The organism is Xanthobacter dioxanivorans (genome assembly GCF_016807805.1).
GTDB classification, from domain to species: Bacteria; Pseudomonadota; Alphaproteobacteria; order Rhizobiales; family Xanthobacteraceae; genus Xanthobacter; species Xanthobacter dioxanivorans.
The window spans coordinates 2,712,637-2,733,377 of record NZ_CP063362.1 but is presented as its reverse complement, the minus strand read 5'-3'; the positions used below and the strand labels follow the sequence as shown (position 1 = coordinate 2,733,377).

Genomic DNA, 20,741 nt, shown 5'->3' with positions numbered 1-20,741 from the left:
CCTACCAAGGATCCAGAGGCATGAAGATCGTTGCGTGCCATGCCGCCGCTTCCCGGCCGCCGCTCATCGTCGGCACGGACAATGACGCTTGCGCGGCTGCTGCCGCCCGCCTGAAAGGCATTGCGCCATGAGCAACGCCCGTGCCTTCCGCGAGACCCTCGGCCTGTTTCCCACCGGCGTCGCCATCGTCACCACCTGCGGCACGGACGGCGAGCGGATCGGCGCCACCGTCAGTTCCTTCAACTCGGTGTCGCTGGACCCGCCGCTGATCTTGTTCTCCATCGCTCGGAACACCAGGGCCTATGCCGCGTGGGCAGCGGCGGACCACTATGCGGTGAACGTCCTGCCGGAGCGCGAGAGTGAGCTCTCCACACGCTTCGCCCGATCGCTGTCCGACAAATGGGAGGGCCTCGCGCCCGAAGCGGGGCGAGGCGGCGTACCGCTGCTGCGGGAAGCCCTGGCATGGTTCGAGTGCCGGCACCATGCCCGCTACGACGGCGGCGACCACCTCATCCTCGTCGGCGAAGTGATCGCCCATACGGCGCGCAGCTCAACGCAAGGGCGCCCGCTGGTCTTCTTCAAGGGCAAGTATCGGAAGCTGGACGAGGATTCGCCACGTCCGACGCCATCCGGCATCGAGCACCTGCTCCACGGCTGGTAGCCGCCGAATCGAAAGCCTTTTGCAGGGCACAGCAGCGACCTTCTACCAGTTCGTCCATCTGGCGCGCGAACGGGCATGACGATGGCTGCGCGATGCATCGCGAGAAGCGCCTTGCGTGACCGGATCAGACCGGATCCCAGGTAAAGACGTCCGACGACACGTCGAGGCGATGGAAGCTGGCGGCGAGCGCCGGCATGGCGTGATCGGCAATCCGTTCCGGCGTCCAGCCGTCGTCGCGCTGAACCGATCGCACCGGCCGCGGCTGGCTGAAGAGGAAGATCTCGTTGTTGCGTACGCTGAAGATCTGTCCGCTCACGTCCGAGGCCCTGTCGGAGAGGAGGTAGACAGCCAGCGGCGCGACCTTGGCCGGGGTCATCTGCTGCAGGCGGGCGACGCGCGCCTCCTGCTCGGGCGTGTCCACCTTGATGGAAGAGATCATCCGGCTCCAGGCGAAGGGAGCGATGCAGTTGGAGCGCACCCCGAAGCGCTCCATGTCCAGGGCGATCGACTTCGACAGGCCGACGATCCCGAGCTTGGCGGCGGAATAGTTCGCTTGCGCCCGGTTGCCGATGAGCCCCGACGTGGAGGTCATGTGGACGAGGCTGCCCGATTGCTGCTCCTTGAAGAGCGGGGCGGCAGCCCGGCTGATGTTGAAGCTGCCGTAGAGATGCACCTTGAGGACCTTGTCCCACTCCTCATCCGACATCTTGTGGAAGAAGGCGTCGCGCAGGATGCCCGCATTGTTGACGATGCCGTCGAGCCGTCCGAAGGCGTCGCGCGCGACCTGAACGATGCGGCCGGCGCCCTCGGCGTCTGCGACGCTGTCGAGGCTGGCGACCGCTTCCCCGCCGGCGGAGCGGATCTCCTGGACGACGCACGCGGCGGGGCCCTCGTCCTGCCCCTTGCCGTCGAGGCCCGCGCCGATGTCGTTGACCACGACCATGGCGCCATGGGCCGCCGCCGACAGGGCGATGTCACGGCCGATCCCGCCGCCGGCCCCGGTGACGACGACGACCTTGCCGTCGAGCATCCTGGTTGCGCTCATGGTCATGCTCCCTTCAGAAGCTGACGGGCGATCAGCAGTTGCTGGATCTGGCTGGTGCCCTCGTAGATCCGCATCAGGCGGACATCGCGATAGAAGCGTTCCACGGCGTACTCGCTCATGTATCCCGCGCCGCCGTGCACCTGGACGGCCCGGTCGGCCACGCGGCCCACCGCCTCGGTGGCGAAATACTTGGCGGCGGATGCCTCCGTGCGGGCGGCACCCTCGCGGTCATAGATCGCGGCCGTCTGCTCCACGAGCGCCTTCGCGGCGAGGTATTCCGTGTGGCTGTCGGCGATCATCGCCTGAATCAGCTGGTATTCGGCGATGGGCTTGCCGAACTGCCTGCGCTCGCGGGCGAAGGAGACCATCTCCGCGATCAACCGCCGGCATGCACCGGTGGCGAGAGCCGCGATGTGAATTCGCCCGCGGTCCAACACGCGCATGGCGAGCCGGAAGCCGCGCCCCGGCACGAGGCCGATGATGGCGCTTGCCGGCACGCGCACGTTGTCGAATATCACGTCCGATGTGGTGGTCCCGCGCTGGCCCATCTTTCGGTCCTTCTTGCCGATGGTGAGGCCGGGCGTGGGCCGCGGGACAAGGAAGGCCGAGATGGCGTCCGCGCCAGGCTTGTCGAACTCGGTGCGGGCCATGACCGTGAACAGGCCGGCGCGCTCGGCATTGGTGATGTAGCGCTTGGTGCCGCTGATGACGTAGTCGTCGCCGTCGCGCACCGCGCGGGTGGTGAGATTGGCCGGGTCGGAGCCCGTGTCCGGCTCGGTGAGCGCGAAGGCGGAGATGATCTCGCCGCTGGCGAGCTTCGGCAGGTAAAGCTGCTTCTGCTCCTGCGTCCCCTCGAAGATGAGGCCACGGGCGCCGATGCCGATATTGGTGGCGAGCAGGGAGCGGAAGGCGAGGGCCGTGCCGCCGAAGATCATGGCGAGCTGGGTTTCCTGACGCGCGTTCAGACCGATGCCGTCATACTCGGGCGGGATGGTGAGGCCGAACAGCCCGAGTTCCCGCATCTCGGCGACAATCTCCTCGGGTATCTCGTCCTCGATCTCGACCCGCATCTCGTTGGGAACGAGGCGTTCGGCGACGAAGCGCTCCACCGCGTCCTTGAGCTGGCCGAAGGTTTCGTCGTCGACGATGGGGATCGTCATGTGGCGTTTGCTCCCTTGTTGCGATGCTCCGGCGCCCGGCCGATGGTGCAGGTGCCCTCGACGGCGCGCTCGCCGGAGGCGGTTTCGACATAAATTTCGTATGTCCCGGCTTCGAGGCTCCGCAGGTAGCCTCCGGCCCGGATGGCGGAGCCCACGGGCACCGGCTTCACGAAGCGAACCTCTACGCTGACGTCGTCCGGGAGACCCCCGAACGTGCGCTCAATCGCCTCGATCACCAGGTTGAGCCCCAGCGTCCCGTGGATGATCGGCCGACCAAAGGTGGTGCCCGCCGCGAATGCGGGATCAAGATGGATGGGATTGAAATCGGCGGTGAGCTCGGCATAGCGGGCGACCTCGTGCGGTCCCGCCACCAGGCTGACGGCGACAAGCTCGCGGGGAAGCGCGGCCCCATTTGGCATTTCCATCGGTTGGTTCCTTCTCCGGCGCCCTGGGCGGCGCTCTTCATCTGGACCAGATCGCGCTGATCTCCCCCGTGAGGACGCAGCGACCGCCATCCCGCAGGACGACGCCGAACCCCACCCAGCAGCGCGTCCTGCGCATCTCCTTCCAGAGGCAGCTGACCTCCGCATCGAGGCGGTCACCCGCCTTCGCCGGCGCGCCGAAGGCGAGCGTCTGCGCTGCATGGACGTTGCCCGGAGGACGCGGCCTGATGGCCATGAGGTAGGCTTCCATCATCGCAGCCACGAGCATCCCGGACGGCACGTGCCCCTCTTCCGCGGATGCGCCATAGATGGCGCGCCAGGTGGCGAGGCGGGCTTCGTCCAGAGCGATGGCATGGCGGCCGAGCGGTTCGCCGGGGCGAAAATCGTCGAACACCCACACACGGGCGGCAGCATCGGTCATCAGCCCTGCCCTCCCCGCAGCCGGCCCGCCGGCGGGCCGGCCGCGAGGCGCCGCTCCGACTGGCGGACCCCGCGCGACACGCCGAACAGCGACTCGCTGACGAAATCGGCCGCATCCCTGAGCGCGACGCCGAGCCGCTCGACTTCCGGGCGCGCCAACTGCCCGGCGATGGAGATGCCGCTGATGCCGAGACGGGGCTTGCCGGAATGGTCGGTCACGATCGCCGCGGCGATTTCCAGGCCCCGGAACAGCTGCCCGAAATCGAAGGCGTAGCCGTCGCGGCGCGCCTGCTCCACGTCGCGCGCGTAGTCCTCGAAGCTCGGCGGCGACTGCCACTGCAGCGTCTTGAAACGCGCCTTCAGCTCGGCACGCGGCAGGCCGCGCAGGGCTGCGTAGCACCGCCCCACCGCGCCCACGAAGGTCGGCAGCCGCGAGCCGTCGGACATGTCCACGCGCACCGTCTTCGCGGTGGAAACGCGGTCGATGAGAATGATGCGCTCGCCCTCGGTGATCTGCCACAGGCACACGAGGCATTTGTGCTCGCCGGACAGGCGCGCAAGCTCGGGCCTGATGAGGTCGGTCTGGTTGGCGCCGAGCAGCGGCAGGGAAAGCTCCAGGACGCCCATGCCGATGGCATAGGTCTTCGCCTCCGGATCGAATTCGACCAGATGCTCGATGGAGAGGGTCCGCAGGATGTTGAAGCAGGTGCTGACGCTCACTCCGGCATCGCGCGCGATCACGTTGACGCCGGCGGGCACGCTCGATTGCGCCAGCGTTCTCAGGATCGAAACTGCGTTCGCGACGGCTCCGACGATTTTTGGCGAGGGGTCTTGATCGGCCGTGTCACTCATGTATGAATGGCTTTCAGAAATTTGTGAATGTCATTCACGATAGAGAATGACTAACACATCGCTGCCGGAGATGGGAAGCCCCCTCCGCAGAAATCCAGGGCGAGGAAACGTGCCAAAAGAGAATGAGGCCAAAGCGCAAGCGGCGGTCACAGGCAATGGGGAGCGTGCGCCCGCAGGGCTTGACGGTGCGCGGATCCTGGATCTCGGCCGTTACATCGCGGCTCCGTACTGTGCGGCGATGCTCGCCGACCAGGGGGCCGAGGTGATCCGGATCGAACCCCCGGCGGGCGCGCCCGACCGGGAAGTCATGCCGATCGGCGTTCCCGGCCGTGGCGCGCTCTATGTGCAGATGAACCGCAACAAGAAGTCGCTCGTGCTCGATCTTGAATCGACGGCCGGGCGCGCCGCGTTCGAGCGGCTCGTCGCGTCGTCCGACGCGGTCATCGTCAACCTGCCGCCCGCGGCGCTGAAGCGCGCGCGGCTCGACTATGACAGCCTCAGGGCCTGCCGCCCCGACATCATCCTCACCACCATCAGCGCCTTCGGGCCCGAGGGCGACAGCCGCGACCGCATCGGCTTCGACGGCACCGGGCAGGCCCTTAGCGGCGCCATGCACCTGACCGGCACGGGCGAGCGCCCGCTCCGGGCCGCCGTCTCCTATGTGGACTATGCGACCGGCATCTCCGCCGCCTTCGCGACCCTGGCCGCGCTCTACGAGCGGCGGGTCACGGGGCGCGGCCAGCACGTGCAGGCCTCGCTCCTCGGCACGGCGCTCGCCATGACCAACCCGATGCTGATCGAGGAGGCGATGGGCGCGCGCAGCCGCGTGGCGATCGGCAACCTCAGCCCCATCGCCGGGCCCTCCGACCTGTTCCGCACCCGCGACGGCTGGGTCATGGTCCAGGTGATCGGAGATGGCATGTTCCGCCGGTGGGCGGAGTTCATCGGCCGGCCCGGCCTTGCGGAGGATCCCCGCTTCTCCTCGGACATCGGCCGCGGCGAGCACGGGGAGGAGCTGAGCGCGATCATGGCCGGGTGGTGCGCCACGCGCTCCTCCGAGGACTGCCTCGATGAGCTGGCGGCCGCCAGGATCCCGGCGTGCAAGGCGCTCACTCCGGCCGACGCGCTTGCCGCGCCCGAGAACATGGCTGGCGGCTTCTTCTGCGAGGAGGAAATTCTCGGTCGCCGCGTCCCCATCGCCACGCGGACCGTGCGCACCGTCGCGGCCCAGGCGCGCGCCCACCGGCCAGCGCCCGATCTCGGCGCCGATTCGCACGACCTTCTCGCATGCCTCGGTTACGGACCCGAGGAGATTGCAAACCTGACGAACAAGACGGGGCAGCCCGCAAAAACGTGAAGGCCGGGCGCGGACAAAGCCGCGCTCCAACAAATGGAGGAGAGGAAATGCCGCTCACGATCCGTGTGAAATCCATCGCCTTTGGCGCTTCGCTCAGCCTTCTCGGTGCGATCGGCGCCGCCCAGGCCCAGGAGACGATCAAGCTCGGGCTCTCGGTGCCGCTGTCGGGCACCGGCGCGACCTGGGGCAAGGGCTCGGAATTCATGTGCAAGAAGGCCGCGCAGGAGATCGCGCAGGCCGGTGGCGTCAAGGTCGCCGGCAAGGCCTACAATTTCGAGTGCCTCGCCTACGACAACAAGTACAACGCCGCCGAAGGAACAAAGGTCGCCCAGACCCTGCTCAACCGCGAGGGCGTCAAGTTCATCGGCGGCAGCCTCGGCACCGCGCCGGTTCAGGCACTTCAGTCGCTCAGTGAACGGCAGGGCGTGATCCTGTTCACCACCGCCTGGGGGCCCAGCATCAAGGGTCCCAAATTCCCGCTGACCTTCACCCAGATGAACACGCCGTTCGAGATCCTGCCGCCGCTGATCCGCTTCATCCACGAGGAAAACCCGCAGGCCAAGTCCATCGTCATGCTCAACCCCAACGACGCGACCGGCCGCGACACCGAGGGGGTGGCGAAGAAGGTGTGGAGCGAGACCGGCGTGAAGGTCCTCTCCAGCGACTTCTATGAGCGCGGCACCACCGAGTTCCAGCCCATGGCGGCGCGCATCGCCTCCCTGAAGCCGGACATCGTCGACCTGGGCGCCATGCCGCCCGCCGACGCCGGAGCGGTGCTGAAGGAACTCGACGTGCTCGGCTGGAAGGGCGTGAAGGTGGTGGAGGTCGGCACCGGCATCGACGGCCTCAAGGCGACCGGCGGCAATGCCATCGAGGGCGTCTACATGGGCGCAGCGGTGACCTTCGACGGACCGACGGCCACGGAACGGCAGAAGGCCGTCAACGCGGAGGCAAGGACCCTCCTGGGCGAATCGATCAACGCCATCCAGATCGGCTTCTACGATTCCGTCTACGCGCTCAAGGCGGCGATGGAGAAGGCCCAGTCGATCGACCCGAAGGCGGTGGCGGCCGCGCTGCCAGACGCCGCCTTCACCTCCTTCTATGGCGACAAGGTCGACTTCTACGGTGTCGACACCTACGGCTCGCGCCAGCAGATGCGCCTGCCGGTCATCATCACCCAGGCCCGGGACGGCAAGCTGGTGGAGAAGTCCCGCGTCGTCCCCTCGGCCAAGTGACGCGCGGACCCGCCCCAACGAAAGCACGCCAGCAATGCAAACCGCGATACAGCTGATCCTGACGAGCCTGCAGATTGGCGCCGTCTACATCCTGTTCTCGCTCGGCCTGACACTGGTCTTCGGTGTCATGCGGATCGTGAACTTCGCGCACGGCCAGCTCTTCGCCGTCTCGGCGCTGGTGGTGGCGACGACGGTGCCCTGGCTGGCGGGCTGGGGGCTTCCCATCCTGCCCGCCTACCTCTTCGCGGTGGTGGCGGGCGTCGGCGTCGCGGTGGCGCTCGGCCTGCTGATGTACGTCGGTGGCTTCCGCTTCTTCCAGCGCGACCTCGTCGGATCCTTCATCCTCTCGATCGGCCTCGTGCTCGTGCTCGACGGCGTCCTGCTCAAGGTCTTCGGCGGGGCGGTACGCCCGGTGCCGGAGATCCTGCCGGGCACCGTCTCGGTGCTGGGGGCAACGATCACCAACCAGCGGCTCGCCCTCTGCGTCGCCGCGATGGTCATCACCGGCCTCCTCTATCTGGCGCTTACGCGGACCAAGCTCGGCAAGGCCCTGCGCGCGGTCTCGATCGACCACGAGGCGGCGATGCTCCAGGGCGTGCCGTACAATGCCATGGCGCTTGCCGGCTTCATCATCGCCGCCGGGCTCGCGGCTCTCGCCGGGGCGCTGATCGCGCCGGTCACCATCGTCTCGCCGGTCATCGGGGCGGACTACCTGGTCAAGGGCTTCATCGCCGTCATCGTCGGCGGCCTCGGCAGCGTGCCCGGCGCCATCGTCGGCGGGCTGTTCGTCGCGGCGATCGAAACCTTCGGCAGCTTCTACTTCGACCCCAGCTCGGCGACCATCGCCATCTTCCTCCTCGTCATTGCCGTGCTGCTGGTGCGGCCGAAGGGGCTCCTCGGCCATGGATGACCTGAAGCTGCCTTGCTGGGCCGCCGGCATCGCCCTCGCGCTTGCCGTCACGCTCTTCATCCGCGATCCCTACATCGCGAGCGTCCTGAACCTCATCGCCATCGCCGCGCTGACGGCGGTCAGCCTGCGCTTCGTGATGCTGATGGGCGAGCTCAACTTCGCCACCGCCGCCTTCGTGGGGATCGGCGCCTACACCACCGGCGCCGTGGTCACGATCCTCGACTGGCCCTTCGCCATCGCGCTGGTCGCCGGCGGCCTCGTCGCGGGTCTCGTCTCGATCGTCTTCGGCTACGTCACGCTCAGGACCAAAGGGCCATATTTCCTGCTGATCGGCTTCGCCTTCACCGAGGCGGTGCGCATCCTCTATTCGAAGAGCACGACGCTCGGCGGCACGTCCGGCATGATCGGCATCTTCCCGCCGGTCGCCCTCGACGGCTGGATGCCGACCGTCATCGTCGCCGTCTCCGCCGCGCTGATCTTCGCGCTGTACGCCCTGGAGCGGTCCGATTTCGGCAAGATCCTGACCGCCATCCGCGACAACGAGAACGTGGCACGCACGGTGGGCCTCAACATCCTGCTGGTGAAGATCGCCTGCTTCGCGGCCGCTTCCGCCGCAGCCGGCGTGGCGGGAAGCCTCCATGCCTTCGCCAACAACGTGATCAGCCCCGGCGACTTCAGCTTCCTCGTGGCCGCCTTCGCTCTCGCCTATGTGAAGGTCGGCGGGGAAGACAACATCGTGGGCCCGCTGTTCGGCTCGGTTCTCCTGGTTGTCCTCGGCAGCTACGCGCTCGGCCTCGGCGGCGATGAGCACATCTTCTACGGCGCCGCGATCACACTGGCCGTCCTGCTGCTGCCCCGCGGCATCACCGGGCTCGTGACCGGCCGGCGCGCCCGGGCCGCGGGAAAGGAGCACTGAGATGCACGCCGCGGAACAACCGCTGCTGACCACCCGCGGACTGACCCGCCGCTTCGGCGGCCTCGTCGCCGTGTCCAATCTCGACCTCGAGATCCGGCCACGGGAGATCCTGGGCCTGATCGGCCCCAACGGCGCCGGCAAGAGCACCACGTTCAACCTGATCAGCGGCTTCTACAAGCCGTCGGCCGGGGAACTCTTCGTCCTCGGCGAGGACTGCACCGGCAAGTCCGCGCTGACCATCAGCCGGCTCGGCCTGGTGCGCACCTTCCAGCATGGCAGTTTCATGCGCAGCATGAGCGTCGCCGACAATATCCTTCTCGGCACGATCCACCCGGTGAAAGGCACCGCCGCCCGGCGCGCGCGCGTGGCGGAAACGGCGGCGATGCTCGGGCTCACCCCCTTTCTCCACGACGAGGCGGGAAGCCTGCCCCACGGGCTGCAGCGCCTCGTCTCCATCGGCATCGCCTTCGCTGCTCGCCCGCGCCTCCTCTGTCTCGACGAACCGCTGACGGGCCTCAACCAGACCGAGGTCGCAAACACATTGACGGTGCTGCAGCGCATCCGCGACGAGTTCGGCTGCTCGGTGCTGCTGGTCGAGCACAACATGAAGGCGGTGATGCGCGTCTGCGACCGCATCGTGGTGCTGCACCACGGCCAGCATCTGGCGACCGGGACCCCGGCCGAGATCCGGGCCGACAAGCGGGTGATCGACGCCTATCTGGGGCATCGCCATGACCATTGAACCGGTGAACACGGAACCTGTGCCGCTGGCGGTTGCCGGCCTGTCGGCGAGCTATGGCGTGGTGCCGGCGCTGCGCGATGTCTCCATCACGCTACACTCCGGCGAGATCGTCACGCTGATCGGCGCCAACGGGGCGGGCAAGTCCACGCTGATCAAGGCGATCTGCGGCCTGGTCCGCCCCAGCGCCGGCAACGTCCGCCTGTTCGGCGAGGACGTGACGGGCCTGTCCCCCGACCGCCTGGTGAGGAAGGGACTGTCCGTGGTGCCGGAGGGCCGGCGCCTCTTTTCCGAGATGACGATGCGCGAAAACCTCGAGCTCGGTGCATTCGCCCGGAGCGACCGGGCGGCGGTCGGGCGCGACTTCGAACGGGTGATCGACCTGTTCCCCGAACTGCGCGAGCGCCTTGCCACCCCGGCCGGAGCCTTCAGCGGGGGCCAGCAGCAGATGATCGCAGTGGCCCGGGCCTTGATGAGCGCCCCGCGTGTGCTCCTCCTCGACGAGCCCACCATCGGACTGGCTCCCGCCGTCGTCGACCGGATCGCGGACATCATCACCAGGATCGCGCGGACCGGCGTGAACGTCCTCCTGGTCGAGCAGAACGCCGAAACGGCGCTCTCAGTCGCCGACCGCGCCTACATCCTCGAAGCAGGCGCGATCACCGCCGAGGATCGCGCGATCACCCTCGCCGAGAGTCCGGAAGTTCAACGGGCCTATCTGGGAATCTGACCATGGCGCTCGACCAAAACGATATCTGGCAGCCGACCGTGGATCATGTGGCGCGCGCGCAGGTCACCGCGCTGTCGCGGCGGCTTGGCGTGTCGGACGCCGACCAGCTCTACGACCTGTCGCTCGCAGAGCCCGAACGGTACTGGCGCGAGGTCAACGCCTTCTGCGGCATCCGCTGGAGCCGGGACTATGAGCGCTATTGCGACCTGGAGCGGGGCGCCCCGTTCCCGTCCTGGTTCGTGGACGGCGAGCTCAACTGGGTCGACACGATCCTCGACAACGCGGATGCCGCCGACCGCATCGCGATCGTGGCCGAGCGCGAGGATGGCTCGACCCGCAGCATCACCTATCGTGCGCTCGCCGTCGAGGTCCGCAGCCTCGCCGCCGGCCTGCTCCGCATCGGCCTGAAGCGCGGCGACCGCATCGGCCTGCTGATGGAGAACGGCATCGAGGCCTCGGTCTCGCTCCTCGCCATCGCCTATATGGGCGCCATCGTGGTGCCGCTGTTCAGCGGCTTCGGGACGGACGCCATCGTGGCGCGGCTCGAGCCATGCGGCGCGCGGGCGCTCATCGCCACCTCCGGCTTCCCGCGGCGCGGGCGTTTCGTGTCCACCGCCGGGACCATCGCGGCGGCGCGGAAGGAGCTGCCGGCACTCGACCTCGTTGTCGTCAAGCGCGCCCCGGACGATCCGCAGGCGGCGGATGCGTGCGGCGGCACGCACGACTGGCACGACATCCTCGCTCCCGCAGAGCCCGCACCACCATCGGAGCGGATGTCGCCGAACGATCCCTTCATGGTGATCTTTACTTCAGGCACCACCGGCAAGCCCAAGGGCGCCGTGCACGTTCACGGCGGCTTTCCCATCAAGATCGCCCACGACGCGGCGGTCCATTTCGACGTGGCGCCGGGCGACGTGTTCTGCTGGCCGGCGGACATGGGCTGGATCGCCGGCTCGCTGATCCTTGGCTCGGCGCTTCTGCGCGGGGCGACGCTGGTGTGTTACGACGGCGCACCCGACTTCCCGGACTGGTCGCGGATGGGGCGCCTGGTCGAGCGCCACCGCATCACGCATTTCGGCTCGGCTCCCACGCTGATCCGCGGCCTCGCCGCGAACGCGGACATCAGCACCGCCCCGGACCTGTCGTCGCTGCGCCTGCTGATCACCGCCGGCGAGAGCATCGCGCCCGAGCATTTCGTCTGGTTCGAACGCCATTTCGGCCGCGGCGAGTGCCCTCTGATCAACTATACCGGCGGCACCGAGGTTTCCGGCGGCCTGCTCTCCAGCGTCGTGACGCGGCCGATCATTCCCGCCGGCTTCAACACCCGCTCGCCCGGGGTCGCGGTGGACGTGCTTGATCCGGCGGGGCGGCCGCTCACCGGCGAGATCGGGGAGCTCGCCATCCTCGCGCCCTTCGTGGGCATGACGGCGAGCTTCTGGCAGGACGACGAGCGCTATCTGGAGAGCTACTGGGGCACGCTGCCCGGCGTGTGGATCCATGGCGACCTCGCCTTGCGCACCGAGGGCGGGCACTTTTTCCTGCTCGGCCGCTCGGACGACACCATCAAGGTCGCCGGCAAGCGCGTCGGCCCGGCCGAGGTCGAGGAGATCCTGGTGGAGATCGACGGCGTGTTGGAAGCCGCGGTCATCGGCGCCAGCGACCCGGTGAAGGGCCAGGCGATCATCGTCTTTCTCACCTGCGACGGAGCATCCGAAAACATCCGCTCCCTTGCGGCGGCGCGGATCCAGGAGCGCCTGGGCCGCCCCTTCGCGCCCCGCGCGGTCTTCATCGTGCCGCAGCTGCCCAAGACGCGCAGCTCCAAGATCATGCGCCGCGTCGTCCGCTCGGTCTATTCCGGCGGGCCGACGGGCGACCTGTCCTCTCTCGTCAATCCGGAGGCCATCGAGGATATCGAGCGGATCATCCGCCAGGAGTGAACCGTAGCGGACGTGTTTCCATCGTCAGAAGAAAATCCGTTCCCCACCCTGCGACGCGGGCCGATGGGAACGGGCACCGGGAGCAGGCACTCATGGATCTTAAGCTGCGTGGCAAGAAAGTGCTGATCACCGGGGCGTCCCAGGGCATCGGCAAAGGCTTGGCGGAGGTCTTCGCCGAGGAAGGCTGCGACCTCCACCTTGTCGCCCGCTCCGGCGAGAAGCTGGCGACGCTGGCCGGGCGCCTGCGCGGGGCGCACGGCGTCAACGTGGTCGTGCAGCAGCAGGACATCGCGGCCCCGGGTGCCGCCGACGCGATCACCGCGGCCGCCGGCAGCGTGGACGTGCTGGTCAACAATGCCGGCGCGATTCCGGGCGGCGACCTCTGGGAGGTGGATGCTGCGCGCTGGCGCGCGGGATGGGAGGTGAAGGTCCTCGGCTACATCGACCTGTGCCGCGCCTTCTATCCAGCGATGAGGAAGGCTGGCGCCGGCGTGATCCTCAACAACATCGGCAATGGCGGCGAGAACTTCGACTTCCGCTACATCGCCGGCTCAACCGGCAACGCCGCGCTCATGGCCTTCACGCGGGCGCTCGGCGGACGCAGCCTCGATGACGGCATCCGGGTCCTGGGCGTCAATCCCGGACCGGTGGCCACCGACCGGATCGAGAACATCATGAAGAAGCGAGCCCGCGAGCAGTGGAACGACGAAAGCCGCTTCACCGAGCTGCTCGCGGCCTACCCGCTGGGCCGCGCCGCGCATGTGCGCGAGGTCGCGGACCTCTTCGCTTTCCTCGCGTCGCCGCGTTCGGCCTACACGTCCGGCACCATCATCACCATCGACGGCGGCCTCACCTCCCGCCGCTCCATCTGACGCGGCCGGACAACGCACGAAGATCCGCTGGAGGCACCATGACCCTCGAAGCCTATTCCGCCTTTCCTTCCATCCTCACCGACCGGCCAGCGCCCGGCGTGCTGCGCCTGACGCTCAACCAGCCGGAAAGCCTCAACGCTCTGGGGCGGACGCCCATCGGGAACTCGCCGAGATCTGGCGTGTGGTGGACCGCGACCGGGAGACCCTCGCCGTGTTGCTGTGCGCCAGCGGCAAGACCTTTTCTGCGGGCGGCTCGTTCGAGATGGTCGACAACCTCACACGCAGCTTCGATGAGCGCGCCAACATGTGGCGCGAGGCGCGCGACCTCATCTTCAACATCATCAACTGCTCGAAGCCCATCGTCTCGGCGGTGCAGGGCGCCGCCGTCGGCGCCGGCCTTGCCGCGGCGCTGGTGTGCGACATCCCCATCGTCGCGAAGACCGCCAAGCTCGTGGACGGCCACGTGCGCCTTGGCGTCGCCGCGGGCGATCATGCTGCGATCATCTGGCCCCTGCTCTGCGGCATGGCGAAGGCGAAGTACCACCTGCTGCTCAACGAGCCGGTCACCGGCGAGATGGCCGAGCAGCTCGGCCTGGTGGCGCTGGCCGTCGACGAAAGCGAGCTGCAGGACAAGGCCCTCGACGTCGCCACCCGCCTCGCGGATGGAGCGCCGGCGGCGATCCAGTGGACGAAATATACGCTCAACAACTGGCTCAGGATGATGGGCCCGACCTTCGATGCCTCGCTGGCGCTGGAAATGCTCGGCTTCTCGGGTCCCGACCCGCAGGAGGGGCTCGCCTCCTTCCGCGAACGGCGCCCGCCTGCCTTCCCGCGCAAGGCGCCGTTCTGAGATGGCGCCCGCCGCCTACGACAGGCTTCTGAGCCCGTTCCCGCTGGGCCACGTCACGCTGCGCAACCGCATCGCGATGATGCCGCACGCGGTGATGTTCGGCGCCGGCTACGGCTCTGCCATCGAGCGAACGATCGCCTATCACCTGGAGCGGGCAAAGGGTGGGGCGGGCCTCATCGTGATGTCCAACTTCCTGATGCCGGCCTCCTGGCGCCGCCTCGCCTCCTGGGGCGGCGCGCTGGAGACCTCGCCGCTCGGCGGGCTTGACCTCGCCAATGATCGCAGCCTCCTCCCGCACTACCGGCGCATGATTGAGGCGATCAAGGCGGAAGGGGCCTCTTTCGTCTCCCAGCTCAACATCAGCGGCCGCCAGCTGCGTTCCCCCGGCACGATCCCGTACGGGCTCCCGCTCGTCTCCCCTTCCCCTCTGGCCTGCCCGCGCACGGCGGAGATCCCGAGGGAGATGACCGAGGACGACATCGCCGAATACATCGCCACCATGGTCGAGGCGGCGCTGAACCTGAAGGAGGCCGGCGCCGACGGGGTCGAGCTGTTCGCGGCGCAGGGCTATCTGCTGCACGAATTCCTCTCGCCCGCGACCAACAGGCGGACGGACCGCTACGGCGGCTCGCTCGAAAATCGCATGCGCTTCCTGCTGGACTCCCTGCGCGCAGTCCGTGCCGCGGCGGGCCCGGATTTCCTCGTCGGCGCACGGATTAACGGCCGGGACGACGTACCGGGCGGGCTCGCACTCGTCGATGCGGTGGAGATCGCGACACGGCTGAAGGCGGAAGGCATCAGCTATCTCAATGTCAGCGGTCTCACCTCGCTGCATTATCCGGCCTGGATTGCCGACATCACCGCGCCAGGGGCGCAATTCGCCCCCGAGGCCGGCGCGATCCGGGAGGCGGTCTGCGGCCTTCCGGTCTGTGTCAGCTCCCGCATCGCCACGCCGGAGGAGGCGGAGGCGGTGCTCGCCGCCGGGCAGGCGGACTTCATCGGCATGGCGCGGGCGCTGATTTCCGACCCCGAGCTGCCGCTCAAGGCGGCGCGCGGGGACCGCGCGGCCATCCGCGTCTGCACCTATTCGAACCAGTCCTGCATCGTGGGGCTCGATCGGGGGCGCGGCGTCGGCTGCATCCACAATCCCGCCGTCGGGCGCGAGGCCCAGCTCGGCCTCGGCCGCATGCGCCCCGCCGGGCGGGCGAAGCGGGTGGCGGTGGTGGGGGGCGGCCCGGCCGGCCTCGCTGCGGCACGCGTCGCCGCCGAGCGCGGGCATCGGGTCACGCTCTTCGAGGGCAGCGACCGGCTCGGTGGCCAGAACCTGATGACGAGCGCGGTCGGCTCGCGCCGGGGATTTGCCGAGATCCACCGCTGGCAGATCGAGATGGTGGAGCGGCTGGACATCGACATCCGCCTTTCCACCAAGGCCGATCGCGCACGCCTCGACGACTCGGGATTCGAGGCGATCGTCCTCGCCACCGGCTCCACGCCGCGGCGGGACGGCTACACCTCGCTCAGGCCCGGCGCGGCCGGCATCGACGGCGCGGATCTGCCCCATGTGTGGACGGCGTGGGATGCGTTCCTGTCGCCCGCGCGTTTCGCGGGACCAGTGATCGTGATCGAGGACGATCCGCACCTCGCCGGCACGGCCGCGGCGGAAAGGCTCGCGGAGCGCGGGCATGCTGTCACGATCGTCACCCCGCACATGCATGCCGGCGCCGACCTGCCGGTCCATCATGCGCCGGCGCTGTACCGGCGCCTCGCGGCGTTGGGCGTCGGCGTTGTCCCGGCGACCTTCGTCACCGCGATCGAGCCGGGCGGCCTCGTCTGCGAGGCGAGATATGGCGGAGCCCGGCACCGGATCAGCCATGACGGCCCGGTGATCCTGGCGATGGGCAACACCGCGAACGATGCGCTGGCGCGCGCGTTCGCCGGCAGCGGCATCGAGATCCACGTGGTGGGCGATGCGTTGGCGCCCCGGCAGGTGGACATCGCCATCCTTGATGGCGAGCGCGCCGGCTGGACACTCTGACGGGAGGACGTGATGGCAAGGCTTGATGGCAAGGTCGCGTTCCTCACCGGCGCCGCCGGCGGCATCGGCCGGCAGACCTGCGCCCGCTACATCGCGGAAGGGGCGCGCATCGCGGCGGTCGACATCGGCGCCGAGGCCGTGGGCGATGCCATCAGGGACGCGGCGGCCGGCGAGCGCGGTCTCGCCCTTGCCTGCGACATCACCGACCCGGATGCGGTGAAGGTCGCCATCGCGCGCACCGTGGCGCAGTTCGGCCGGATCGACATCCTGTGCAACATCGCCGGCGGATCGAGCGCGGCGGACGCGCGGGTGACGCAGGCGCCCGACGAGGAGTTCTGGCGCGTCATCCGCCTCGACCTCTACGGCACCTTCCTGTGCTGCAAGCACGCCATTCCCGAGATGGTGCGGGCCGGCGGCGGCTCTGTGATCAACCTGTCTTCCATGGTGGCGCTGATGGCCCTGCCGGAACGCGACTGCTACACCGCGGCGAAGGGCGGGGTTGCGGCGATGACGCGCTCCATGGCCGTCGAGTATGCCCCCGACAAGATCCGTGTGAACGCCATCGCCCCCGGCCTCGTGCTGACGCCCCGCGTGGAGGAGCTGATGGCCGGGCGCGAGGAATTGCGGCGGCTCGCCGGCCAGCACCTGCTCGGTCCGTGCCGGCCCAACGACATCGCCGAGATGGCCGTCTATCTCGGCAGCGACGAATCCCGCGTGGTCACCGGTCAGGTCCTGTCCGTGGACAGCGGCGTGACCATTTCCTGAGGCAAAGAGCAATGATCCGATCCGTCGCCGTCATCGGTGTCGGCGCCATGGGCGCGCCGATGGCCATGAACATCCGCAAAGCCGGCTTCGACCTCACCGTCTGCGACCGCAGCGAGGCCGCCCGTGCCCCGTTTGCCGCGCTGGGTGTGCGCTGCGTCACCCGCGCCGCGGACTGCGCCGGCTGCGATGCCGTCATCGTGCTGGTGGCAACACCCGAGCAGGCCCGCGCGGTGGTCCTCGGCGAAGGCGGGCTGCGCGAGGGGCTCGACGGCCGCACGCCGATGCTGGTCGTCATGGGCACGCTCGCGCCGGAGACCATGCGCGCGCTGGCGCAGGAGCTGGAGCCCACCGGTGTGCCCGTGGTCGATGCCCCCGTCAGCGGCGGCGCGGTGAAGGCGCGCGACGGCTCCCTCGCCATCATCATGGGCGGGCGCGAGGAGGATTGCGCGGCGCTGCGGCCGCTGATGGCAGCCATGGGCAGCGCGATCTTCCACTGCGGTCCTCTCGGCGCCGGGCAGGCCACCAAGATCGTCAACAACCTCGTCGGCATCACCACGCTCATGGTGGCGGCGGAGGCCTACCGCATCGCCGGCGCCAACGGCATCCGCCTTCCCGACGCCATCCCCGTGTTCGAAGCCGGCACCGGGCGCAATTTTTTCACGTCGCAGGCAAAGGACGCGCCGGAGGCCTATGGCACCTGGACCGCCACGCGCGCCGACTTCGACTCACTGCAGGCGATCCTGCGCAAGGACATCGACCTGGCCCTCACCATCGGGGAGGCCTCCGGCCCCCTGCCCTTCACCCGGGCCCTGCGCGTCGTGCTCGACGGCGTCGACGACGAGACCTTCCAAACCTGGCGCGCGGTCGCCTCGGCTCCCCGGCAATCCTGAGGCGGCCACGCAACGGCGCCGCCTGCCATGCGCAGAGGCAGGTGATGGGCACGGTGCTGCGACACGCCTCGGCGGAGCAGACGCAGCCCTGTCTGCCGAAAGTCGCCTCGGCCGAGCCGAGGCTGCAGGCCTTCGGCGTCATCGCGCCGGCTGCCTTGTGCACCATGGCCCGGCGCGAGGGCGACCACCACGCGGTCAACCGCCGCTCAGGCTTCCGCAGCCGCCAGTGGCTTGGCATTCAGCTGCTCGGCGGTCCGCGGCGGCGGCGCTTCCGGACCAAAGGAGCCGGCGATGCCCGAGCCCCCGTAGAGCCAGTCCACGGTGCGATACCAGTCCTCCGGGCTCTTGGAGCGGATGATGGCGTTGCGCAGGTCCGCGTGCCCCCCCGCCGGGTGGTAGATGTGCTCGCCGATCCAGCGCGACTGGAGTTGCACCCGGGCGGTGCGCAGCCGCCGCTGGTTCTGGTAGACGCGGAAGGCGGCCTCCATGTCGCCGGTGGCGGCGCACTCGTTGGCGAGGCACACCGCGTCCTCCATGGCCATGCAGGCGCCCTGGGCAAAATACTGCAGCATGGGATGGGCCGCATCGCCGAGCAGAACGACGCGGCCGTCCTGCCAGTTCTCCACCGGCTCGCGGTCGCACAACACCCACAGCTTCCAGTCGCGGCCATGATCGATGATGCGCCTGGCGCGCTCGTTCACGTGCTCGAAGCCGCGACGCACCTCCTCGGCCGTCACCGGCTGGCCTGCCACCGGCTCGGGGGCGTCGTTGTGGTAGGTGACCACGAGGTTGAACACCTTCCAGCCCGACAGCGGGTAATGGACGATGTGGCATTTGGGGCCCGCCCAAAGGGTCGCCGCGTTCCAGCGCAGGTCCTCCGGCATGTGCTCGGTGGGAATGACGGAGCGGTAGGTGGTGTGGCCCGACACCCGTGGCTTGCCGTCGCCCACCACCTTCTTGCGCACGTTGGACCACAGGCCGTCGGCCCCGATGAGGGCCGCGCCACGCACCGTCTCGCCGCTGGCGAGGGTGGCGGTGACGGCGGTCCCGTCCTGCTCGTAGTCCACCACCTCGGCGCTGGTGCGCAGGTCCACCAGCGGATTGGCGCGGGCGGCGCCGAGGAGCACCCCGTGCAGGTCGCCGCGATGGATGACGCCGTAGGGGTTGCGGAAGCGGGCGCGGAACGCATCGTCGAGGGGGATGCGGGTCAGCTCCTCGCCGCTGATGGCATCCATGAGCCGCAGGCTGTCGATATAGACCGCCATGGCGCGCGCCTCGTCGCCCACGCCCAGCCAGTCGAAGCAGTGGAAGGCGTTCGGCCCGAGCTGGATGCCGGCGCCGATCTCGCCGAGCACCGGCGCCCGTTCGAGGACGGTGACGCGGAACCCGTGCTTGGCGAGGCCAAGGGCGGCGGCGAGCCCGCCGATGCCGCCGCCGGCGACGAGGATGGAGCGCTTCTCGGACATTTCGTTCCCTTTCGGCAGGTATTGTGTGGAGCTCGCCGAAGTGGCGGCGCGTGGGCGCTGGCGTCCCCCGCTCAGGCGGCCTCGGCGTCGGGCTGGCGGGCGGGATGGGCGTCGGCGAAGGCGGGCAGCGCCTCGCAGGCGGCGCGCAGCCGCCTGAGGCGCGGCATGCCGGAGAGGTCCACGCCGAAGCGGTCGGCGGAGAACATCTGCGGGATGAGGCAGATCTCGGCGATGCCCGGTCCGTCGCCAAAGGCGAAGGGCGCCTCGCGCTCGCGCGCCAGCAACGCCTCGCAGGCGGCGAGGCCGTCGCCGATCCAGCGCCGGCACCAGGCATCGAGTGCCGCCTGATCGGCGCCGAGCTCGCGCTTGAGATGGTCCAGCACCCGCAAATTCTGCAGCGGGTGGATGTCGCAGCAGATGGCGAGGGCGAAGGCCCGCGCCCGCGCCCGCGCCGCCCTGTCCCTCGGCAGCAGCGGCGGTTCCGGATGGGTCTCCTCCAGCCACTCGATGATGGCGAGGGACTGGGTGAGGATGGTCCCGTCCTCCACCAGCGCCGGCACCAGGGCCTGCGGATTCACCGCCCGGAACGCCTCCGCGCGCTGCTCGCCGCGCCGCAGATGGATGGACGCGAGCGGCGGGGCGAGGCCCTTCAGGTTGAAGGCGATGCGGCAGCGATAGGCCGCCGAGCTGCGGAAATAGCCGTAGAAGGTCATGCCGCCGCTCCCACGGACAGCTCCACCGCGGCGAGGCCTTCGATGGTGCCGAGGATCGCGTCGCCCGCCACCACGGGTCCGACGCCGGCTGGGGTTCCGGTGTAGATGAGGTCGCCCGGCCCCAGGTGGTAGTAGCGCGAGAGGTGGCTGATGATCTCCGGCACCGACCAGATGAGGTCGGACAGATGCGCGTCCTGCTTCACCGCGCCGTTCACCGTGAGGCGGATGGGCTGGTCGGCGAGCGCGAACCGCCCCGCCCGCGTAAGGGGCGCGATGACGGCGGACTGCTCGAAATCCTTGCCGAAGTCCCATGGCCGCTGCTTGCCACGGGCTTCGAGCTGGAGGTCGCGACGGGTCATGTCGAGGCCCGCGGCGTAGCCGAAGACGACCTTCGGCGCATCCGCCACGGCCACCTGGTAGGCCTCGGCGCCGATGGCCACCACCAGCTCCATCTCGTAGTGATAGTTCTGCGTGCCCGGCGGATAGGGCACGCGCGCGCCGGTGTGGACCAGGGTGAGCGGCGACTTGGTGAAGTAGAAGGGGGCCTCGCGATCCACCTCGACGCCCATCTCCCTGGCGTGGTCCGCATAGTTGCGCCCGACACAGAAGATGCGCCGCACCGGATACTCGGCCCGCTCGCCGCGCACCGGGACGGACGGCAGCGCGGGCCGGGGAAAGACGAAGGTCGGCGGCTCGAGGGTGGCAAGGTCGGTCAAGGCATTCCTCCTGAATGATGTGCGAAGCC

The 20,741-nt window shown here is 69.1% G+C and carries 21 protein-coding genes; 13 read left to right on the top strand and 8 right to left on the bottom strand.

Annotated elements, in window-relative coordinates:
* Positions 1-127: 127 nt before the first annotated feature.
* Positions 128-661 (top strand): flavin reductase family protein, encoded by a 534-nt coding sequence (locus EZH22_RS12900; protein WP_203195997.1) that lies wholly within the window; start codon positions 128-130, stop codon positions 659-661.
* 124 nt (positions 662-785) lie between these two features.
* On the opposite strand, the gene EZH22_RS12895 is transcribed toward EZH22_RS12900, so the two are convergent.
* The 5 genes from EZH22_RS12895 to EZH22_RS12875 are packed head-to-tail and all read right to left on the bottom strand — an operon-like array spanning position 786 to position 4,581.
* Positions 786-1,706, bottom strand: coding sequence for an SDR family oxidoreductase (locus EZH22_RS12895; protein WP_203195996.1), 921 nt, complete (start codon positions 1,704-1,706; stop codon positions 786-788).
* 2 nt (positions 1,707-1,708) lie between these two features.
* Positions 1,709-2,866, bottom strand: a complete 1,158-nt coding sequence (locus EZH22_RS12890) for an acyl-CoA dehydrogenase family protein (RefSeq protein WP_203195995.1) — start codon at positions 2,864-2,866, stop codon at positions 1,709-1,711.
* The gene (locus tag EZH22_RS12885) at positions 2,863-3,291 is read right to left on the bottom strand and encodes a MaoC family dehydratase (RefSeq protein WP_203195994.1); all 429 of its coding nucleotides are present in this window, start codon (positions 3,289-3,291) and stop codon (positions 2,863-2,865) included. Before EZH22_RS12885 ends, EZH22_RS12890 begins: the two co-directional genes overlap by 4 nt.
* Positions 3,292-3,328: 37 nt before the next feature.
* Positions 3,329-3,730 (bottom strand): hotdog family protein, encoded by a 402-nt coding sequence (locus EZH22_RS12880; RefSeq protein WP_203195993.1) that lies wholly within the window; start codon positions 3,728-3,730, stop codon positions 3,329-3,331.
* Entirely contained in the window at positions 3,730-4,581 is an 852-nt protein-coding gene (locus tag EZH22_RS12875) for an IclR family transcriptional regulator (protein ID WP_203195992.1), read from the bottom strand. Before EZH22_RS12875 ends, EZH22_RS12880 begins: the two co-directional genes overlap by 1 nt.
* A 46-nt stretch (positions 4,582-4,627) precedes the next feature.
* On the opposite strand from EZH22_RS12875, the gene EZH22_RS12870 reads away from it, so the two are divergent.
* The 12 genes from EZH22_RS12870 to EZH22_RS12815 all read left to right on the top strand — a co-directional run bounded on the left by EZH22_RS12870 (position 4,628) and on the right by EZH22_RS12815 (position 17,817).
* The gene (locus EZH22_RS12870; protein ID WP_333473725.1) at positions 4,628-5,938 is read left to right on the top strand and encodes a CaiB/BaiF CoA transferase family protein; all 1,311 of its coding nucleotides are present in this window, start codon (positions 4,628-4,630) and stop codon (positions 5,936-5,938) included.
* Between the two features lie 47 nt (positions 5,939-5,985).
* Complete coding sequence (locus tag EZH22_RS12865; RefSeq protein ID WP_203195990.1) at positions 5,986-7,173, top strand: ABC transporter substrate-binding protein; 1,188 nt, start codon at positions 5,986-5,988, stop codon at positions 7,171-7,173.
* A 34-nt stretch (positions 7,174-7,207) separates the two neighbouring features.
* Positions 7,208-8,083, top strand: coding sequence for a branched-chain amino acid ABC transporter permease (locus EZH22_RS12860; RefSeq protein WP_203195989.1), 876 nt, complete (start codon positions 7,208-7,210; stop codon positions 8,081-8,083).
* Positions 8,076-8,999: a branched-chain amino acid ABC transporter permease gene (locus EZH22_RS12855; RefSeq protein ID WP_203195988.1), complete on the top strand. Its 924-nt coding sequence runs from the start codon at positions 8,076-8,078 to the stop codon at positions 8,997-8,999. Before EZH22_RS12860 ends, EZH22_RS12855 begins: the two co-directional genes overlap by 8 nt.
* Position 9,000: 1 nt before the next feature.
* Entirely contained in the window at positions 9,001-9,741 is a 741-nt protein-coding gene (locus tag EZH22_RS12850) for an ABC transporter ATP-binding protein (protein WP_203195987.1), read from the top strand.
* On the top strand, positions 9,731-10,468 hold the full coding sequence (locus EZH22_RS12845; RefSeq protein ID WP_203195986.1) for an ABC transporter ATP-binding protein: 738 nt from the start codon (positions 9,731-9,733) through the stop codon (positions 10,466-10,468). The genes EZH22_RS12850 and EZH22_RS12845 overlap by 11 nt, the downstream gene beginning before the upstream one ends.
* Before the next feature lie 2 nt (positions 10,469-10,470).
* Entirely contained in the window at positions 10,471-12,405 is a 1,935-nt protein-coding gene (locus EZH22_RS12840) for an AMP-binding protein (RefSeq protein WP_203195985.1), read from the top strand.
* Between the two features lie 92 nt (positions 12,406-12,497).
* The gene (locus EZH22_RS12835) at positions 12,498-13,277 is read left to right on the top strand and encodes an SDR family oxidoreductase (protein ID WP_203195984.1); all 780 of its coding nucleotides are present in this window, start codon (positions 12,498-12,500) and stop codon (positions 13,275-13,277) included.
* Positions 13,278-13,458: 181 nt separating this feature from the next.
* The gene (locus tag EZH22_RS12830) at positions 13,459-14,127 is read left to right on the top strand and encodes an enoyl-CoA hydratase/isomerase family protein (RefSeq protein WP_231711451.1); all 669 of its coding nucleotides are present in this window, start codon (positions 13,459-13,461) and stop codon (positions 14,125-14,127) included.
* Position 14,128: 1 nt separating this feature from the next.
* On the top strand, positions 14,129-16,162 hold the full coding sequence (locus EZH22_RS12825; RefSeq protein ID WP_203195983.1) for an FAD-dependent oxidoreductase: 2,034 nt from the start codon (positions 14,129-14,131) through the stop codon (positions 16,160-16,162).
* Between the two features lie 12 nt (positions 16,163-16,174).
* On the top strand, positions 16,175-16,927 hold the full coding sequence (locus tag EZH22_RS12820; protein WP_203195982.1) for an SDR family NAD(P)-dependent oxidoreductase: 753 nt from the start codon (positions 16,175-16,177) through the stop codon (positions 16,925-16,927).
* A gap of 11 nt (positions 16,928-16,938) precedes the next feature.
* On the top strand, positions 16,939-17,817 hold the full coding sequence (locus tag EZH22_RS12815; RefSeq protein WP_203195981.1) for an NAD(P)-dependent oxidoreductase: 879 nt from the start codon (positions 16,939-16,941) through the stop codon (positions 17,815-17,817).
* Positions 17,818-18,023: 206 nt separating this feature from the next.
* Here EZH22_RS12815 and EZH22_RS12810 read toward each other — a convergent pair whose 3' ends face one another.
* From EZH22_RS12810 to EZH22_RS12800, 3 genes are all read right to left on the bottom strand, one after another.
* A complete protein-coding gene (locus EZH22_RS12810; RefSeq protein WP_203195980.1) occupies positions 18,024-19,283 on the bottom strand; it encodes a 3-hydroxybenzoate 6-monooxygenase in 1,260 nt (419 codons plus the stop codon).
* A 71-nt stretch (positions 19,284-19,354) separates the two neighbouring features.
* On the bottom strand, positions 19,355-19,996 hold the full coding sequence (gene maiA, locus EZH22_RS12805; protein ID WP_203195979.1) for a maleylacetoacetate isomerase: 642 nt from the start codon (positions 19,994-19,996) through the stop codon (positions 19,355-19,357).
* Positions 19,993-20,712 (bottom strand): fumarylacetoacetate hydrolase family protein, encoded by a 720-nt coding sequence (locus EZH22_RS12800; RefSeq protein WP_203195978.1) that lies wholly within the window; start codon positions 20,710-20,712, stop codon positions 19,993-19,995. Before EZH22_RS12800 ends, maiA begins: the two co-directional genes overlap by 4 nt.
* Positions 20,713-20,741: the final 29 nt, after the last annotated feature.

What these genes read in the sequence shown, in the direction of transcription:
- EZH22_RS12900 (WP_203195997.1), top strand. Translation starts at nt 128, where the DNA reads ATGAGCAACGCCCGTGCCTTCCGCGAGACCCTCGGCCTGTTTCCCACC.
- EZH22_RS12895 (WP_203195996.1), bottom strand. Translation starts at nt 1,706, where the DNA reads ATGAGCGCAACCAGGATGCTCGACGGCAAGGTCGTCGTCGTCACCGGG.
- EZH22_RS12890 (WP_203195995.1), bottom strand. Translation starts at nt 2,866, where the DNA reads ATGACGATCCCCATCGTCGACGACGAAACCTTCGGCCAGCTCAAGGAC.
- EZH22_RS12885 (WP_203195994.1), bottom strand. Translation starts at nt 3,291, where the DNA reads ATGGAAATGCCAAATGGGGCCGCGCTTCCCCGCGAGCTTGTCGCCGTC.
- EZH22_RS12880 (WP_203195993.1), bottom strand. Translation starts at nt 3,730, where the DNA reads ATGACCGATGCTGCCGCCCGTGTGTGGGTGTTCGACGATTTTCGCCCC.
- EZH22_RS12875 (WP_203195992.1), bottom strand. Translation starts at nt 4,581, where the DNA reads ATGAGTGACACGGCCGATCAAGACCCCTCGCCAAAAATCGTCGGAGCC.
- EZH22_RS12870 (WP_333473725.1), top strand. Translation starts at nt 4,628, where the DNA reads ATGACTAACACATCGCTGCCGGAGATGGGAAGCCCCCTCCGCAGAAAT.
- EZH22_RS12865 (WP_203195990.1), top strand. Translation starts at nt 5,986, where the DNA reads ATGCCGCTCACGATCCGTGTGAAATCCATCGCCTTTGGCGCTTCGCTC.
- EZH22_RS12860 (WP_203195989.1), top strand. Translation starts at nt 7,208, where the DNA reads ATGCAAACCGCGATACAGCTGATCCTGACGAGCCTGCAGATTGGCGCC.
- EZH22_RS12855 (WP_203195988.1), top strand. Translation starts at nt 8,076, where the DNA reads ATGGATGACCTGAAGCTGCCTTGCTGGGCCGCCGGCATCGCCCTCGCG.
- EZH22_RS12850 (WP_203195987.1), top strand. Translation starts at nt 9,001, where the DNA reads ATGCACGCCGCGGAACAACCGCTGCTGACCACCCGCGGACTGACCCGC.
- EZH22_RS12845 (WP_203195986.1), top strand. Translation starts at nt 9,731, where the DNA reads ATGACCATTGAACCGGTGAACACGGAACCTGTGCCGCTGGCGGTTGCC.
- EZH22_RS12840 (WP_203195985.1), top strand. Translation starts at nt 10,471, where the DNA reads ATGGCGCTCGACCAAAACGATATCTGGCAGCCGACCGTGGATCATGTG.
- EZH22_RS12835 (WP_203195984.1), top strand. Translation starts at nt 12,498, where the DNA reads ATGGATCTTAAGCTGCGTGGCAAGAAAGTGCTGATCACCGGGGCGTCC.
- EZH22_RS12825 (WP_203195983.1), top strand. Translation starts at nt 14,129, where the DNA reads ATGGCGCCCGCCGCCTACGACAGGCTTCTGAGCCCGTTCCCGCTGGGC.
- EZH22_RS12820 (WP_203195982.1), top strand. Translation starts at nt 16,175, where the DNA reads ATGGCAAGGCTTGATGGCAAGGTCGCGTTCCTCACCGGCGCCGCCGGC.
- EZH22_RS12815 (WP_203195981.1), top strand. Translation starts at nt 16,939, where the DNA reads ATGATCCGATCCGTCGCCGTCATCGGTGTCGGCGCCATGGGCGCGCCG.
- EZH22_RS12810 (WP_203195980.1), bottom strand. Translation starts at nt 19,283, where the DNA reads ATGTCCGAGAAGCGCTCCATCCTCGTCGCCGGCGGCGGCATCGGCGGG.
- maiA (WP_203195979.1), bottom strand. Translation starts at nt 19,996, where the DNA reads ATGACCTTCTACGGCTATTTCCGCAGCTCGGCGGCCTATCGCTGCCGC.